General features: G+C 69.2%; 15 protein-coding genes, 1 tRNA gene and 1 pseudogene. 11 read left to right on the top strand and 6 right to left on the bottom strand.

Translation table 11 applies throughout. From position 1 onward, the window contains the following. Window positions 1–12: 12 nt before the first annotated feature. From G412_RS0101065 to nudC, 4 genes are all read left to right on the top strand, one after another. Window positions 13–1,107: an NADH:flavin oxidoreductase/NADH oxidase gene (locus G412_RS0101065; protein ID WP_028810442.1), complete on the top strand. Its 1,095-nt coding sequence runs from the start codon at window positions 13–15 to the stop codon at window positions 1,105–1,107. Between the two features lie 118 nt (window positions 1,108–1,225). Then, window positions 1,226–1,843 (top strand): methylglyoxal synthase, encoded by a 618-nt coding sequence (locus tag G412_RS37575; RefSeq protein WP_078606744.1) that lies wholly within the window; start codon window positions 1,226–1,228, stop codon window positions 1,841–1,843. Between the two features lie 3 nt (window positions 1,844–1,846). Continuing rightward, on the top strand, window positions 1,847–2,557 hold the full coding sequence (locus tag G412_RS0101055) for a type 1 glutamine amidotransferase domain-containing protein (RefSeq protein ID WP_028810441.1): 711 nt from the start codon (window positions 1,847–1,849) through the stop codon (window positions 2,555–2,557). Further along, window positions 2,557–3,486, top strand: coding sequence for an NAD(+) diphosphatase (gene nudC, locus G412_RS0101050; protein ID WP_028810440.1), 930 nt, complete (start codon window positions 2,557–2,559; stop codon window positions 3,484–3,486). The genes G412_RS0101055 and nudC overlap by 1 nt, the downstream gene beginning before the upstream one ends. Window positions 3,487–3,560: 74 nt before the next feature. Here the strand turns inward: nudC and G412_RS32790 are convergent, their stop codons facing one another. Next, entirely contained in the window at window positions 3,561–4,421 is an 861-nt protein-coding gene (locus G412_RS32790; protein WP_078606706.1) for a helix-turn-helix transcriptional regulator, read from the bottom strand. 106 nt (window positions 4,422–4,527) lie between these two features. On the opposite strand from G412_RS32790, the pseudogene G412_RS40670 reads away from it, so the two are divergent. Beyond that, a pseudogene (locus tag G412_RS40670) lies at window positions 4,528–4,999 on the top strand (transposase family protein); the annotation flags it as partial. Between the two features lie 258 nt (window positions 5,000–5,257). Here the strand turns inward: G412_RS40670 and G412_RS0101040 are convergent. Further along, window positions 5,258–5,331: transfer RNA gene (locus G412_RS0101040), tRNA-Pro, on the bottom strand. Window positions 5,332–5,457: 126 nt separating this feature from the next. Beyond that, window positions 5,458–6,408 carry a metallophosphoesterase gene (locus G412_RS0101035; protein ID WP_028810439.1) on the bottom strand — a complete coding sequence of 317 codons (951 nt, stop codon included), beginning with the start codon at window positions 6,406–6,408 and terminating at the stop codon, window positions 5,458–5,460. Window positions 6,409–6,484: 76 nt separating this feature from the next. On the opposite strand from G412_RS0101035, the gene G412_RS0101030 reads away from it, so the two are divergent. After that, the gene (locus G412_RS0101030) at window positions 6,485–6,949 is read left to right on the top strand and encodes a GatB/YqeY domain-containing protein (protein ID WP_028810438.1); all 465 of its coding nucleotides are present in this window, start codon (window positions 6,485–6,487) and stop codon (window positions 6,947–6,949) included. Between the two features lie 86 nt (window positions 6,950–7,035). On the opposite strand, the gene G412_RS0101025 is transcribed toward G412_RS0101030, so the two are convergent. Continuing rightward, window positions 7,036–9,312, bottom strand: coding sequence for a transglycosylase domain-containing protein (locus G412_RS0101025; RefSeq protein WP_028810437.1), 2,277 nt, complete (start codon window positions 9,310–9,312; stop codon window positions 7,036–7,038). Window positions 9,313–9,719: 407 nt separating this feature from the next. Between G412_RS0101025 and G412_RS0101020 the strand changes: the two genes are divergently transcribed. Then, complete coding sequence (locus G412_RS0101020) at window positions 9,720–10,061, top strand: WhiB family transcriptional regulator (protein WP_028810436.1); 342 nt, start codon at window positions 9,720–9,722, stop codon at window positions 10,059–10,061. Here the strand turns inward: G412_RS0101020 and bagB are convergent. Together bagB and bagA are read right to left on the bottom strand one after the other, a co-directional pair. Then, a complete protein-coding gene (gene bagB / locus G412_RS32785) occupies window positions 10,058–11,398 on the bottom strand; it encodes an ATPase BagB (RefSeq protein WP_051338033.1) in 1,341 nt (446 codons plus the stop codon). The genes G412_RS0101020 and bagB overlap by 4 nt on opposite strands. After that, complete coding sequence (gene bagA / locus G412_RS0101010; protein WP_028810435.1) at window positions 11,395–12,384, bottom strand: ATPase BagA; 990 nt, start codon at window positions 12,382–12,384, stop codon at window positions 11,395–11,397. The genes bagB and bagA overlap by 4 nt, the downstream gene beginning before the upstream one ends. 70 nt (window positions 12,385–12,454) lie before the next feature. On the opposite strand from bagA, the gene sp36 reads away from it, so the two are divergent. From sp36 to G412_RS0100990, 4 genes are all read left to right on the top strand, one after another. Continuing rightward, on the top strand, window positions 12,455–12,616 hold the full coding sequence (gene sp36 / locus G412_RS38880) for a Sp36 family protein (RefSeq protein ID WP_019355547.1): 162 nt from the start codon (window positions 12,455–12,457) through the stop codon (window positions 12,614–12,616). Further along, window positions 12,613–13,083, top strand: coding sequence for a RidA family protein (locus G412_RS0101000; RefSeq protein ID WP_028810434.1), 471 nt, complete (start codon window positions 12,613–12,615; stop codon window positions 13,081–13,083). The genes sp36 and G412_RS0101000 overlap by 4 nt, the downstream gene beginning before the upstream one ends. A 110-nt stretch (window positions 13,084–13,193) precedes the next feature. Beyond that, window positions 13,194–14,153: an NUDIX hydrolase gene (locus tag G412_RS32780; RefSeq protein WP_157839041.1), complete on the top strand. Its 960-nt coding sequence runs from the start codon at window positions 13,194–13,196 to the stop codon at window positions 14,151–14,153. Further along, window positions 14,150–14,980: an MBL fold metallo-hydrolase gene (locus G412_RS0100990; RefSeq protein WP_028810433.1), complete on the top strand. Its 831-nt coding sequence runs from the start codon at window positions 14,150–14,152 to the stop codon at window positions 14,978–14,980. Before G412_RS32780 ends, G412_RS0100990 begins: the two co-directional genes overlap by 4 nt. Window positions 14,981–15,038 lie beyond the last annotated feature (58 nt).

Genomic DNA, 15,038 nt, shown 5'->3' with positions numbered 1-15,038 from the left:
AGGAAACCAGACATGAGCAAACTCTTCGAGCCCATCAGACTTCGCGATCTGACCATCCCCAACCGTGTGTGGATGGCCCCCATGTGTCAGTACTCGGCGGCATCCAGCGGCCCTGAGCTCGGCGTACCCAACGACTGGCACGTCACGCACCTGACCACTCGTGCGGTGGGCGGGGTCGGCCTGATCATGGTCGAGGCCACTGCGGTCAACCCGGAGGGCCGGATCACTCCCGGCTGTCTCGGACTGTGGAACGATCGCCAGCAGGACGCGTTCCGGAAGATCAACGACTCTCTGCTGGAGCACGGCACCGTTCCGGCGATCCAGCTGGCCCATGCAGGGCGCAAGGCGTCGACGGCGGCGCCCTTCCGCGGCGGGAAGCCGGTCGCCCCGGCCGACGGAGGATGGCAGACGGTGGGGCCGAGCACGGTACCGTTCGGCGACTATCCGACGCCGACCGAGCTGACGGTTCGTGAGATCGGTGGAATTGTCAAGGACTTCGCAGGCGCCGCCAGGCGGGCGCTGCGGGCTGGTTTCCAGGCCGTCGAGGTACACGGGGCACACGGCTTCCTGATCAACTCGTTCCTCTCTCCGTACAGCAACAAGCGGACGGACGCTTACGGCGGTTCCTTCGAGAACCGCATCCGGCTGGCTCTGGAGATCGTGGACGCGGTGGGCGAGGTCTGGCCGGATGACCTCCCAATGTTCTTCCGCACGTCGGCCACAGACTGGCTGAGCGAGGACACCCGGGACGACCGTGAGGGCTGGACCGGAGAGGACACCGTGCGGCTGGCGAGGAAGCTGATGGAGCACGGCATCGACCTGCTCGACGTGTCCAGCGGGGGCATCGCCCCAGACGCCCGGATCCCGGTGGGCCCCGGCTACCAGGTCCCGTTGGCGGAGCAGGTGCGCGACAAGACCTCAATGCCGGTCGGCGCGGTCGGCAAGATCACCGAGCCGTGGCAGGCCGAGGAGATCCTGGAGCAGGGCAGGGCCGACGTCGTGCTGCTCGGCCGCGAACTGCTGCGCAACCCGTACTGGCCGCAGTACGCCGCGGCCAAGCTCGGCGGCGAGCCGCACTGGCCCAACCCGTACGGCTACGCGGTGTAGGCGGTGGGCGCCGCAGCAGACGGAGTACCGATGACCACGGCGATTACTCGTCGGGGCTGTGACGACAACGGACACGGTCGCGGCGCACAGCGCCGACTTCACAACGGGGGTAAGTGACATGCGCATCGCACTGATAGCCCATGACGGCATGAAGACGGTGATGGTCGACTGGGTCGGCCGTCAGTACCGCGAACTCGCCCAGCACGAGCTGGTGGCGACCGAGTCCACCGGCGCCTTGCTGGCAGAGCGGTTCGGGCTGGCCGTCCAACAGGTGGCCAGCGGTCCGCTCGGCGGGGACCAACAGATCGGCGCCATGATCGTCGATCAACGGGTGGACCTGATGATCTTCTTCTGGGACCCGATGGGGCTACACCCGCACAGCCCCGATGTGCAGGCGCTCATGCGGCTGGCGGTCCTGCAGGACATCCCGATGGCACTGAACCCGGCCAGCGCGGACCGCGTCCTGCGGTCACCGGACGCGAACGGCCGACCGGAGGGCTCCGTTGCCACTGCCGGTCGCCGGCGGACGCCGTCGGTGCGGTCCGATGCCATCCGTCGGCGGACGCCGGCGGGGAGCCCCGCTGCCTCCTCGCGGTCCTCGGCTGCACCGACGACCTCGCGGCGGTCCCCGGCCTCCCGGTGGGCCGACACGTCCTCGCCTCCTTCGGCTCCACGGCGTGGCCCATGGGGCGCACAGCGCTCCGGCCGCACCCCCACCGTCCCCTCCGAGAGGTAGGCCATGTCCACGTCTTCTTCCACTCCCGCTTCCGCGAAGGTCCTTCTCGCGCTCACCAGCCATGGTGAGCTGGGAGACACGGGCCGCAGCACCGGGTTCTACGTGCCTGAGGCGGCGCACCCCTACGAGGTGTTCACGAAGGCCGGGTACCAGGTCGGCTTCGTCTCCGTGCGCGGCGGTTCGCCGCCGTTGGACGGTGTCGCACCCGATGATGAGGACTCGGCCCGGTTCCTTGCCGATCCGGCGGTGGCCGCGAAGCTCGCCGACACGCCCACTGCGGACCGGCTCGATCCTGCGGACTACGCCGCTGTGTACTTCGTCGGCGGACACGGGACCATGTGGGACTTCCCGGATGCCACCGAGCTGACCGCCTTCGCGGCAGCGGTGTACGAGCGGGGCGGTGTGGTGGCGGCGGTCTGCCACGGCCTGTCGGCGCTGGTGAACCTGCGGCTGTCCGACGGGACGTATCTGGTCGACGGCAAGGAGGTCGCGGTCTTCACCAACGACGAGGAGGAGTCCATGGAGCTGGCCGAGGTGGTTCCGTTCCTCCTGCAGACGCGGCTGACGGAGCGTGGGGCCAAGGTCCGCACCGGTCCGATGTGGGCCGAGCACACCGTGGCGGACAGCCGCCTGGTGACCGGTCAGAACCCTGCCTCCGCGGCACGGGTGGCTGAACTCACGGTGGGGGTACTTGCTTCGGGGACCGAGTCCTAGTGCGGACCGCAGCCGCCGAAATGCCGGAGTCGGCCCTGTCCCGGGCCGCGGTGGACCGCGCCGGGGAGCACCGGACGGACGAGACCTGGCTGAGTGCGGCCTGGCTCCGGGAGAGTACCCGGGCGGTACTGGTGGCTCAGGACCGCACCCTGGTGGCCGCAGATGGAACCGGGCAGGTCGGGATCGTCCTGCTGCCGGCCTCGTCGGCACCCGACGGGATGCGGTACTTCCTCGGCTCGGACACCGCGGGGGTGGACTACTTCGCCGTCTCGGTGCCCGACCTGCAGCCCTACCGGACCCCCGGAGCACGCGAGTCCGGGCTCCGCGAGATCGGGACGCTTCTGACGGCCCGAGACGTCGGGCTGCTGGTCCACGCCGTGGCTCTGGACGCCTGGCACCGGACCCACCCCTTCTGCCCTCGTTGCGCGAATCCCACCGAAGTCGCCTTCGGCGGGCATATGAGGCGCTGTCTCTCCTGCCGGACGGAGCACTTCCCGCGTACGGATCCGGCGGTGATCATGCTGGTCACCGATACCGAGGACCGCTGCCTGCTGGCCCGGAACACGGCGTGGGAGGTGGGCCGTTGGTCCGTGCTGGCGGGGTTCGTGGACCCCGGTGAGTCACTGGAGCAGGCAGTCCGCCGAGAGGTGCTGGAGGAGGTGGGCGTCCGGGCGGACTCGGTCGAGTACACCGGCAGCCAGGCGTGGCCGTTCCCCGCCAGTCTGATGCTCGGCTTCTTCGCGCGGACCACGAATCCAGGGATCACGGTAGACGGCAAGGAGATCGCCCAGGCGCGCTGGTTCTCCCGGGCCCAGCTGCGGGAGGCGATGGTCGAGGGAGTGGTGGCGTTGCCGTCCGGTGTGTCGATCGCCCGCACGATGATCGAACGCTGGTACGGAGAACCACTCCCGGAGACCCCCTCCTGGTGAATCCGGAAGGTGCTGCCCCGTCGACCGGCGTTGCCCCGGCCGTCGCCTGGGGCAACGCCAGTCGATGCCGTCTGCTACCCGGATCCCTCCGGCGGCTGCACTGGGATGAGCGAGACCAGCCGCAGCTCCCCGTTGCTCAGCGGGGAGGTCATGACGATCTCGATGGTCGTCGGCGTCTCCTGGCCCGCCAGGAGCACACCGCGCCGGTTCCCGTGGGCATGCTCGACGACCCGGTGCTCGCGCCACAGCCGGCGTGCACATGCGCTGCTTCCGAGGATCTCCTCGACAACCGTGCTCAGGCGGGTGTTCTCGGGGTGGCGGGCCTGCGCCATCCGCATCTGGGCCAGCATCGGGCCGGCCCAGTCCTGCTCCCAGTTGTGAAGGCGGATCCGTCTGTCGGCGTCGTGGGCGAACACCTCCTTGACGATGTTCTGACCGGCGACCCCGCAGGGGAACCATTCGCTGAAGGCTCGGTTCTGGTAAATGACGTCCCATGCAGTGTCGGATGCGTAGGCGGGCCACGGCTGGAGTTCAAGCAGTTGTCGGACTCCGTCGGTGATGCCGCTGTCCTGGCAATTCGCCGGGCTCGTCGGCTCCCAGCCGACCGCGTGAAGGAACAGCAGCTTTCTTTCGGCCTCGTCGAGTCTCAGAGCACAGGAGACCCGGTTCAGAAAGTCCTCCGAATACTGCGCCGCTCCGCCCCGCTCGAACTTCCCGTACCAGACGCTACTGACACCGGTCAGCTGAGCCATATCCTCCTGGCTGACCAGCTTTGATCTCCCCTGACGGCTCTGCCTCAATTCCGGGATCTGATCCCGTGTGAGGCGTCTGCGCCAGCCCTTCACCAGTGTGGAGAGATGGTCCAGCGAGCTCGGTTCATTTGTCACAGATATTTCCCCGTTGGCCTTGCTTGAACAGTCAAGGGTAACAATCATCAAGTTCTCGGTGATTCACTGGAATGTTTCAGCCTGGTCACTGATCGGGAGACGGCGGTAGTGCCCGCAGCGCACAAGGTTCCCGTGCCGTGGAGAAGGTGTTTGCCGCCGCTGCAAACTCCCGCCGCACCAGCCGTGCCCTGGTCGGACTTTTGTGCCTGCGCCGGCACGACACCCTCGCCCAGATCGATGCTGGCTTGGCATCGCCGTCGGCACCGCCCACGCCTACACGGCTGCGGTGGTGGAGCTCACCCACTGCCCGGCCGCGCCCAGGACGTCACCGCGACCCGCACCCACCACGTCCCCTGGATCTGCGAGCGTCAGGGCATCCCCGTCCTCGCCGACCGCGCCTACCTGGACGCTGGTCCATGGGTGATTACGCCGGCCGAACGCCCGCCCGACGGCACCTTGTCGTGGACTCAACGCACAGTCAGCCGCGCAATCTCGGCAGCGCGGACTCCGGTAGAGCGGGGTGCGGCCCGCCTAAGTCTTGGTGCCTCTTCCGCGGAGTTCGGTGCAGACCGAATCGAGGGTCGTCTATCACCGCGGCCGTACTCACCCCGGAGTGGCAACACTGACAGGGAGGGGCTCAAGATCATCCCGTGCCCCTGTTGGGCTCATCTCGGCACCCCGCAGATGGCAGCCGATGAGCCCAGACTCGAATTTGCGGGCGCGCAGCAGTGTGGCGCCAGGGTCTGGCGCACCTCGCACGGTCGTCGCCCCGGCCGGGAGAAGCCAACCAAGATCTTCTCCCACATTTCTCCCAAACGATCCTCGGCGCAAGTCAGGGGCCTGACCCGCAATGCGGATCAGGCCCCTGACCTGGTACTTCACTGTCGGGGTGGCGGGATTTGAACCCACGACCTCTTCGTCCCGAACGAAGCGCGCTGCCAAGCTGCGCTACACCCCGATTGTCGCGCGCGTCGCGGCGACATCGATTACTTTAGCGGACTCACGGCCGGAGGCGAAATCCGGTTTTCGCGGGCCCGCAGGTCGGCGGGGTCGGCGGGGTCGGCGGGGCGGGCGCGGGGCGCCGTCAGCGGTCGCGGGGCACCAGGGTCAGCAGCGTCGCCTCTGGTGGGCAGGCGAAGCGGACCGGGGTGTAGCGGTTGGTGCCGCAGCCTGCTGAGACGTGGAGGTACGAGCGGCGGCCGTCCGCGGAGTGGGTGGACAGGCCCTTGGCCCGGTCCGTGTCGATGTCGCAGTTGGTGACCAGCGCCCCGTAGAAGGGGACGCACAGCTGGCCGCCGTGCGTGTGGCCGGCCAGGACCAGCGGGTAGCCGTCCGAGGTGAAGGCGTCGAGCGTACGCAGGTACGGGGCGTGGACGACGCCGATGGAGAAGTCGGCCGAGGGGTCCGGGCCGCCCGTGACCTCGGCGTACCTGTCCCGCTTGATGTGCGGGTCGTCGAGGCCGGTGAAGGCGATCTCCATGCCGTCGAGTCCGCCGAGCTTGAGCCGGCCCCGGGTGTTGGTGAGGTTCACCCAGCCCGCCGCGTCGAAGCCGTCACGCAGCCGCTCCCACGGGTTGTGTACGACGCCGACGGCCGGCGGGTTGCCGTTCAGGCCGTGCTTGCCCTGCGCCTTCTCCAGGAGGTAGCGGGCGGGGTTGCGGAGCTTGGGGCCGTAGTAGTCGTTCGAGCCGAAGACGTACACGCCCGGGAACTCCATCAGCGGGCCGAGCGCGTCCAGCACCTCCGGCACACCGTCCGGGTCGGAGAGGTTGTCGCCCGTGTTGACGACGAAGTCGGGGCGCAGGCCGGCCAGCGACTGCAGCCAGCGCTGCTTCTTGCGCTGCCCGCAGACCATGTGGATGTCCGAGACCTGGAGTACGCGCAGGGGGCGTGCCCCCTGTGGCAGTACGGGCACGCTCACGCGCCGGAGCCGGAAGGACCGCGCCTCGAAGCCGGCGGCATAGGCGAGGCCGGCCACGCCAACAGCCGTGATTCCTGCGGTGACTTTCAGGGGTACCCCGTAACGTGCGCGCATGCGCCCATCGTCGCAGACAGCGACGGCGCACGAAATCGGCGGGCGTCCGTGGGTGCGTACCTGCCACACTTGCCCCATGACCACGCTCAAGTCCAAGCTCAAGGAAGACCTCACCGCCGCCATCAGGGCGCGTGACGAGCTGACCTCGTCCACGCTCCGGCTGACCCTCACCGCGATCACCAAGGAGGAGGTCGGCGGCACGACGGCGCGCGAGCTCTCCGACGACGAGGTGCAGAAGGTGATCGCCAAGGAGGCGAAGAAGCGCCGCGAGGCGGCGGAGGCCTTCGCTCAGGGCGGCCGGACCGAGTCGGCCGAGCGGGAGAAGGCGGAGGGCGCGATTCTCGACGCGTACCTGCCGCAGCAGCTGAGCGACGACGAGCTGAACGCGATCGTCGGGCAGGCCGTCGAAGAGGCGAAGGCCGCGGGCGCCGAGGGACCGCGCGCGATGGGCGCCGTCATGAAGATCGTCAACCCGAAGGTGGCGGGCCGCGCCGAGGGCGGCCGCGTGGCCGCCACGGTGAAGAAGCTCCTGGCGGGCTGAGGGGTACGTACGCCGTAGACGGCTGAGGGGCGCCCGGTGGGAAAACCACCGGGCGCCCCTCAGCCGTAACAGAGCGGGCAACGCGCCTACGGCCCGTTCCTTCCGCGGCCACCGCCGTTGCCGTTGCCGTTCCCGTTGCCGCCGCCGATCAGGTCCGGCGGGATGGAGATGTCCGGCCACGGGTCGGCGCCGCCGTCGCCACCGCCTCCGCCGTCGCCGGGCTTGCCGTCGTCGTGGGCGCCGCCCCCGTCGCTGTCCCCGTCTGCGTCGCGCTTGTCGCGGTCGCGCTTGCCCTTGTCCTTGTTGTGCTCCGGGATGTGCACGGTGTTGAAGCCGGGCGCCGGCTTGCCGTCCAGCGCGCCACTCATCGCGTCCTTCCAGATGGGACCCGGGACCTCACCGCCGAAGACCTTGTCGTGGTAGACGCCGCCGATGGTGATGTCCACCATCGGGATCTGCTTGGCGCCGGCCGCGCCGACCCAGACGGCGCCGGCCAGGTTCGGCGTGTACCCGACGAACCAGGCGTTGTGGCGGCCGTCCGTCGTACCCGTCTTGCCCGCGTTGTCGCGGCTCGTGAGCCCCGCCCGTTGACCCGTACCGGAGTCGACCACGCCCTTGAGCAGCGTGTTGATCGTGTCGGCGGTCTTCTCGGACATCGCCCGCGAGCAGCTCGACTTGGGCACCGGCAGGCTCTTGCCCTGCGCGGTGGTGACCGACTCGATGAAGACCGGCGAGCAGTACGTGCCGCGGTTGGCGAAGGTCGCGTACGCGTTCGCCATCGTCAGCGGCGACATGCCCTCCGTACCCAGCGAGATCGCGGGCACTTCCTTCAGCTTCTGTCCGTCGGCCTGGATCACGCCGAGCTTGCCGGCCATCCGCGTCACCGGGCAGATGCCGATATCGGAGATCATCTGGACGAAGTAGGTGTTGACCGACTTCGCCATGGCCTCCTTCAGGGCGTACGGCCCGACCTCCTGCTCGTTCTCGTTCTCGACCGTGTCGCCCATGTTGACCCAGGGCTTTCCGCACGTCTGCACGGGGCTCGGGTACGGCATGTCGTACGGCGCCGAGTACGTCTTCGTCGCCGGAATGCCCTGCTCTATGGCCGCGGCCGCCACGAACGGCTTGAAGGTCGAACCGGTCGGGAAGCCGTACGCCGATCCGCCCATCTTCTTGTCGGCGGAGAAGTTGATCGTCGTCTCGTCGCTCTTGAAGCCGTACGGCCTGGACTGGCCCATCGCGAGGACCTTGCCGGTGCCGGGCTCGACCAGCGTCACCGCCGTGGCGACCTTGTCGGACTGGTAGACGTGGTCCTTGATCGACGCCTGCACGGACTCCTGTGCCTGCGGGTCCAGCGTCGTACGGATCTTCAGGCCGCCCCGGTTCCAGACCTTGGCCCGCTCCTCCTTCGTCTTCCCGAAGACGGGGTCGGACAGGAAGACCTCGCGCACGTAGTCGCAGAAGAAGCCCGCACCGGTGACGGCCGTGATGCAGCCGTTCTTCGGACTGCTGACGTTCAGCTTGATCGGGGTGGCCTTCGCCCGGTTCGCCTCCGCCTGCGACACGTCGCGGACGTCGGCCATGCGCTGGAGCACGATGTTGCGCCGCTTGGTCGCCTCTTCGGCGTCGTTGACGGGGTCGTAGCGGCTCGGCGACTGCACGATGCCGGCCAGCAGCGCGGCCTCCTCCAGCTCGAGGTCCTTGGCGGACTTGCTGAAGTAGCGCTTGGAGGCGGACTCGATGCCGTACGCCTGCTGCCCGAAGAAAGTGATGTTGAGGTAGTTCTCCAGGATCTTCTTCTTGCCCAGCTCCTCCTCGACCTGGATCGCGTACTTCAGTTCGCGGACCTTGCGGCCGAGCGTCTGCTGGGTGGCCTGGGCGACCTTGGCGGGGTCGTCGCCGGCCTCCTCGACGAAGACGTTCTTGACGTACTGCTGCGTGAGGGTCGACGCGCCTTGCGTCACGCCGCCCGTCTGGGCGTTGCGGTTGACCGCGCGCAGCACACCCTTGAGGTCGATCGCCCCGTGGTCGTAGAAGCGCGCGTCCTCGATCGCGACGATCGCCTTCTGCATGTACGGGGAGATGTCCTTCAGCTCCACGACGGTGCGGTCACGCGAGTAGACCGTGGCGATGGGATCGCTCTGCGCGTCGAGGATGGTGGTGCGCTGGCTGAGCGGCGGCGTCTTGAGGTTCGCGGGGATCTCGTCGAATCCCTCGACCGTTCCCTTGGCCGCGAGGCCCAGCGCTCCGGCTGCCGGCAGTGCGATGCCCGCCAGCACAGCTCCGGAGAGCGCGGCGACACCGAGGAATTTGGCGGCCTGCTGGGCCTTGGTGAGACCCCCGCCCGAGCGCGTCTTTGGCATGGGGGCAGCCTACGTTCTCATTCGCCGGACACGCGTATATGCCTTGGCCTAAGCTGCTCTCAACTGTCACAGCAGGGCCGTTTCGCATCAAGTCCTCCGACACCCCCCGCGTCAAATCCCCCCGCCTTGAAGATCTGGCAGAGGCATGTCCGAATGCGCCTCATGCGTCACCGGGTTTCCGTTGTGACCTGGCCGAACTGCCCTGCTTTGCCGGGTTGGTTACGTATGCCCCTGCCTCACTCCGTCGGGTGATCTGTCGCTTACGCATAGTCCGTTCGGGCCATTCAAGATTGGGCCCGAAGGGGGTGTTGCGCTGTGCCCACCTTCCGTAACGTCCTCAACTGGCAGCGGTGAATATGCCGCTGCCGCCGTGGGGGAGCCTCGATTCGGGAGAGGACGGCGCCGGTATGGGCTGGGTAACCGACTGGAGTGCGCAGGCAGCCTGTCGCACTACCGATCCGGATGAACTGTTCGTACAAGGAGCAGCGCAGAACAGGGCGAAGGCGGTGTGCACCGGATGTCCGGTGCGGACCGAGTGCCTGGCCGACGCGCTGGACAACCGCGTCGAGTTCGGCGTGTGGGGCGGCATGACGGAGCGGGAGCGGCGCGCACTTCTGCGCCGGCGCCCCACCGTCACCTCCTGGCGCAGGCTCCTTGAGACCGCCCGTACTGAGTACGAGCGCAGCACGGGCATTTTGCCCGAGGACGACGAGACCGGGGCGTACATCGAGTACGCCGCTGTGGGCTAGCCGACGGGCTGGTCCGACCGGGCGAACTCATCGGGCGTGGCGCCGGGCTCGACGGCGTCACTCGCGGCGAGCCGGTCAGCGATGGCCCGAAGCCCTGCGAGGTCGTGCACATCGCCCGGCAGGGCGGCGACTTCGGCCACCGCCACCTCGGGGTGGAGTGCGGTGAAGCGGTCGCGCGTTCGCTGTTCACGCGCGAGTACGTGCATGCGTTCGGCGTGCAGGCGCAGCAGGCCCGCGGTCAACTGCTCGACGGAGTGAGCGGCGCGGGTGCCGCTCTCGCCCTCTGATGTGTCGTCCGGTGCGGGGTCACTTTCGGGAGAGGTGGCCGAGGAGTCACGAACTCCAGCATGCCCGGCCCCCTGATCCACAATGCCGGCCTCGTCAAGATTTTCTGCGGCGGCAAGGGCCCGCTCGGCCGAGAGTTGAGGGGCGCCACTGCCGTGGACCCGGTTGAGTACGAGCCCGGCGAACGGCATCTCCTCCGCCGCCAGCCGCTCGACGAAGTACGCGGCCTCGCGCAGGGCGTCCCGCTCCGGTGCGGCGACCACCAGGAACGCCGTACCGGGCGCCTGGAGCAGCCGGTACGTCGCGTCCGCCCGCGTGCGGAAGCCGCCGAACATGGTGTCCATCGCGGCTACGAACGTCTGTACGTCCCGCAGCAGCTGGCCTCCCATCAGCTTGCTCAGGGTGCCCGTCATCATCGACATACCGACATTGAGGAACTTCATCCCGGCCCGGCCGCCCACCTTCGCGGGCGCCATCAGTACCCGGATGAACTTGCCGTCCAGGAAGGACCCGAGCCGCTTCGGCGCGTCGAGGAAGTCCAGCGCGGACCGGCTCGGCGGGGTGTCGACGACGATCAGGTCCCACTCGTCGCGGGCCCGAAGCTGGCCCAGCTTCTCCATCGCCATGTACTCCTGCGTGCCCGCGAAACCGGCCGACAGGGACTGGTAGAAGGGGTTCTCCAGGATCGCGCGGGCCCGCTCGCCGTCCGCGTGCGCCTCCACGATCTCGTCGAAGGTCCGCTTCATGTCGAGCATCATCGCGGACAGCTCACCGCCGGCCGACTCGTCTATGCCCTTCACCCGGCGCGGGGTGTTGTCGAGTTCGTCGATCCCCATGGACTGCGCCAGCCTGCGGGCCGGGTCGATGGTCAGGACGACGACCTTGCGGCCGCGCTCGGCCGCCCGTACACCCAGGGCCGCCGCGGTCGTCGTCTTGCCGACACCGCCCGCTCCGCAGCACACGATGATGCGAGTGGCCGGGTCGTCGAGCAGTGGGTCGATGTCCAGGGTGGGTGTCGCGTCCATGCTGCTGTCCGTGGCACTCACGCTCATGCAGTCCCCCCAGGGGCGATACGGGTCCTCAGTTCCTTCGCCAGCCGGTAGAGCCCCGCGAGGTCCATGCCCTCGCCGAGCAGCGGCAGTTCGTACGTCGCCAGGTCCAGCCGGGCCAGTACGGCGCGCTGCTCGCGCTCCAGCTCGACGCGCTCCGCGTGCTCCGCGGCCTGTTCGAGGAGCGGGTCCACGAGGCGCTCGGCGAGGCCGCCGCGGCGCGCGCCGCCCAGACCGGCCAGGGAGAGCGCCTTGGCGACGGCGGCGCGCCGCTCGCCGGCCGCGGTGCGCAGGGCGTCCTCGTCGAGGAGGTGCGGGCGGACCATGTTCACGATGACGTTGCCGACGGGCAGCTCGGCGGCGTGCAGCTCGGCGATGCCGTCGGCGGTCTCCTGGACCGGCATCTCCTCCAGGAGTGTCACCAAGTGGACGGCCGTCTCGGGCGACTTGAGTACGCGCATGACGGCCTGGGCCTGGTTGTGTATCGGGCCGAACCTGGCCAGGCCCGCCACCTCGTCGTTCACGTTCAAAAAGCGCGTGATCCGGCCGGTGGGCGGCGCGTCCATCACGACGTAGTCGTACGCGTAACGGTTCTGCTTGTCCCGCCGGCGGACCGCCTCGCACGCCTTGCCGGTCAGCAGCACGTCTCTGAGACCCGGCGCGATGGTGGTCGCGAAGTCGATCGCGCCGAGCTTCTTGAGCGCCCGTCCGGCTCCTCCGAGCTTGTAGAACATCTGGAGGTAGTCGAGAAGGGCGCGTTCGGCGTCTATCGCGAGGGCGTACACCTCCCCGCCGCCCGGTGCGACAGCGATCTTCCGCTCCTCGTACGGAAGTGCTTCCGTCTCGAAGAGCTGCGCGATCCCCTGCCTGCCCTCGACCTCCACGAGGAGGGCGCGTTTGCCCTCCGTCGCGAGGGCGAGCGCGAGTGCTGCGGCCACCGTGGTCTTTCCGGTACCGCCCTTGCCGCTGACGACCTGGAGCCTGCTCACGTCTTTGAGCCTAACCAGTCGATGCCCGGGCTACGCAGGAGGTGTCTGTGGCAGGCACTACAGTCGCCGTATGACCAAGTGGGAATACTCGACCGTGCCCCTTCTCGTGCACGCGACCAAGCAGATTCTGGACACCTGGGGCGAGGACGGCTGGGAGCTCGTCCAGGTCGTCCCCGGACCGAACAACCCCGAGCAGTTGGTGGCCTACCTGAAGCGGGAGAAGCAAGCATGACCGGTGTGGTCGAGGCGAAGCTCGCCGAGCTCGGCCTGACGCTTCCGGAGGTCGTACCTCCGATCGCCGCGTACCAGCCGGCCGTGCAGTCGGGTGTGTACGTCTACACCGCGGGCCAGCTCCCGATGGTGGAGGGCAAGCTTCCGTGCACCGGCAAGGTCGGTGCGGAGGTCACGCCGGAAGAGGCGAAGAATTTGGCGCGTACGTGTGCGCTGAACGCCCTGGCCGCCGTCAAGTCAGTCACCGGCGACCTGGACCGCATCGCGCGTGTCGTGAAGGTTGTCGGCTTCGTCGCCTCCGCCTCCGACTTCACCGGCCAGCCGGCCGTGATCAACGGCGCGAGCGAGCTGCTGGGCGCGGTGCTCGGTGACAAGGGCGTGCACGCGCGCAGCGCGGTGGGCGTGACGGTGCTGCCGCTCGACGCGCCGGTCGAAATCGAGATCCAGGTCGAGCTGACGTCTGCCTGATGTCTGCCTGATGTCTGCCGACGTCTGCCTGATGTCTGGCTGACGGCCGGTGTTCCGCCGGGGCAGCCGGTCCCCTCGAACATCCAACCGGGAGCGGATAGCCTCCGGCCATGTCCAATGGTCAGTGGTACCCGCCCGAGTGGCCGGACCGGATCCGCGCCCTCGCGCGTGGTGAACTCACGGTGGCGTCCCCCAAGCGGGCCGCCACCGTCATGCTCCTGCGGGACACGGCCGGCGGTCCCGCCGTGCACATGCTGCGCAGACGCGCCTCCATGGCCTTCGCCGGAGGCGCGTACGCGTATCCGGGCGGCGGAGTGGACCCGCGCGACGACGACCACCAGGTGGGGTGGGCGGGACCGTCCCTCGGCGACTGGGCCCGGCGCCTGGGTGTGGATCCCGCGTCGGCGCAGGCCATCGTGTGCGCGGCGGTGCGCGAGACGTACGAGGAGGCCGGCGTGCTGCTCGCGGGCCCGACGGCCGGCACCGTGGTCGGTGACACCACGGGGGACGACTGGGAGGCGGACCGGCGGGCGCTGGTGGCGCGGGAGCTGTCCTTCGCGGACTTTCTCCAGCGGCGGTCGCTGGTGCTGCGCTCCGACCTGCTGGGCGCGTGGGCGCGCTGGATCACTCCCGAGTTCGAGCCGAAGCGGTACGACACGTGGTTCTTCGTCGCCGCGCTGCCGAACGGCCAGCGGACCCGTAACGCCTCGACGGAGGCGGACCGTACGGTGTGGATCAGTCCGGCGGAGGCCGTCGCGGGATACGACAAGGGCGAGCTGCTGATGATGCCGCCGACGATTTCGACGCTGCGCACGCTCCAGCCGTACGCCACGGCCGCCGAGGCGCTCGCAGGTGCGGCGGACCAGGACATGACGCCGGTACTCGCGCAGGCGCGCCTGGAAGGCGACGAGCTGGTACTGAGCTGGCCGGGCCACGATGAGTTCACGAAGCGCATCGAGGGCACAAAGCGGACAGAGAGCCCGGACGGCACGGAGATCAGGGACGGCGCAGGCAGCGCAGGCAGCGCAGGCAGCACCGAGAGCACAGAGAGCACCGGAGGCACCGCATGACCGACGCAGCCGCGCTTCCCGGGCAGCCCCGTGGTGGCGTGCTGTCCGGGCCCGCCACCGCGCGCGCCGTCAACGTCCTCGCCCCGAACGCCTCCGCGATGACGCTCGACGGCACCAACACCTGGATCGTCTCCGAGCCCGGCTCGGAGCTGGCGGTCGTCGTCGACCCGGGGCCGCTCGACGACGTACACCTGCGGACGGTGATCGCCACCGCGGAGAAGGCGGGCAAACGGGTCGCGCTGACCCTCCTCACCCACGGGCACCCCGACCACGCGGAGGGCGCGGCGCGCTTCGCCGAGCTGACACGTACGTCCGTACGGGCCCTGGACCCCGCGCTGCGGCTCGGGGACGAGGGGCTCGCGGCGGGGGACGTCATCACCACCGGGGGCCTGGAGCTGCGCGTGGTGCCGACACCGGGGCACACCGCCGACTCGCTCTGCTTCCACCTGCCCGCCGACCAGGCCGTACTGACGGGCGACACCGTCCTCGGCCGCGGTACGACGGTCGTGGCGCACCCGGACGGGCGGCTCGGCGACTACCTCGACTCGCTGCGGCGGCTGCGTTCGCTGACGGTCGACGACGGGGTGCGCACCGTGCTGCCGGGGCACGGGCCGGTACTCGAAGACGCGCAGGGCGCGGTCGAGTACTACCTGGCCCACCGGGCGAACCGGCTCGCGCAGGTCGAGACGGCCGTCGAGAACGGGTACGCCACCGCGTCGGAGGTCGTCGCCCACGTGTACGCCGACGTGGACCGCTCCCTGTGGCCGGCGGCCGAGCTCTCGGTGCGGGCACAGCTGGAGTACCTGCGGGAGCACGGCCTGATCTAGTACGAGAGTGCTGCGGGCCGGATCGGGAACGCGGAAGGGCCGCCCCCACCAGGGGCGG

Source organism: Streptomyces flavidovirens DSM 40150, from assembly GCF_000429085.1.
Classification (GTDB): Bacteria; Actinomycetota; Actinomycetes; order Streptomycetales; family Streptomycetaceae; genus Streptomyces; species Streptomyces flavidovirens.
This window is presented reverse-complemented; position numbering and strand designations above follow the sequence as displayed.

Excerpts from the sequence above, each read along its gene's own strand:
- G412_RS0101065 (WP_028810442.1), top strand. The coding sequence starts at position 13 with ATGAGCAAACTCTTCGAGCCCATCAGACTTCGCGATCTGACCATCCCC.
- G412_RS37575 (WP_078606744.1), top strand. The coding sequence starts at position 1,226 with ATGCGCATCGCACTGATAGCCCATGACGGCATGAAGACGGTGATGGTC.
- G412_RS0101055 (WP_028810441.1), top strand. The coding sequence starts at position 1,847 with ATGTCCACGTCTTCTTCCACTCCCGCTTCCGCGAAGGTCCTTCTCGCG.
- G412_RS32790 (WP_078606706.1), bottom strand. The coding sequence starts at position 4,421 with ATGATTGTTACCCTTGACTGTTCAAGCAAGGCCAACGGGGAAATATCT.
- G412_RS0101035 (WP_028810439.1), bottom strand. The coding sequence starts at position 6,408 with ATGCGCGCACGTTACGGGGTACCCCTGAAAGTCACCGCAGGAATCACG.
- G412_RS0101030 (WP_028810438.1), top strand. The coding sequence starts at position 6,485 with ATGACCACGCTCAAGTCCAAGCTCAAGGAAGACCTCACCGCCGCCATC.
- G412_RS0101025 (WP_028810437.1), bottom strand. The coding sequence starts at position 9,312 with ATGCCAAAGACGCGCTCGGGCGGGGGTCTCACCAAGGCCCAGCAGGCC.
- G412_RS0101020 (WP_028810436.1), top strand. The coding sequence starts at position 9,720 with ATGGGCTGGGTAACCGACTGGAGTGCGCAGGCAGCCTGTCGCACTACC.
- bagB (WP_051338033.1), bottom strand. The coding sequence starts at position 11,398 with ATGAGCGTGAGTGCCACGGACAGCAGCATGGACGCGACACCCACCCTG.
- sp36 (WP_019355547.1), top strand. The coding sequence starts at position 12,455 with ATGACCAAGTGGGAATACTCGACCGTGCCCCTTCTCGTGCACGCGACC.
- G412_RS0101000 (WP_028810434.1), top strand. The coding sequence starts at position 12,613 with ATGACCGGTGTGGTCGAGGCGAAGCTCGCCGAGCTCGGCCTGACGCTT.
- G412_RS32780 (WP_157839041.1), top strand. The coding sequence starts at position 13,194 with ATGTCCAATGGTCAGTGGTACCCGCCCGAGTGGCCGGACCGGATCCGC.
- G412_RS0100990 (WP_028810433.1), top strand. The coding sequence starts at position 14,150 with ATGACCGACGCAGCCGCGCTTCCCGGGCAGCCCCGTGGTGGCGTGCTG.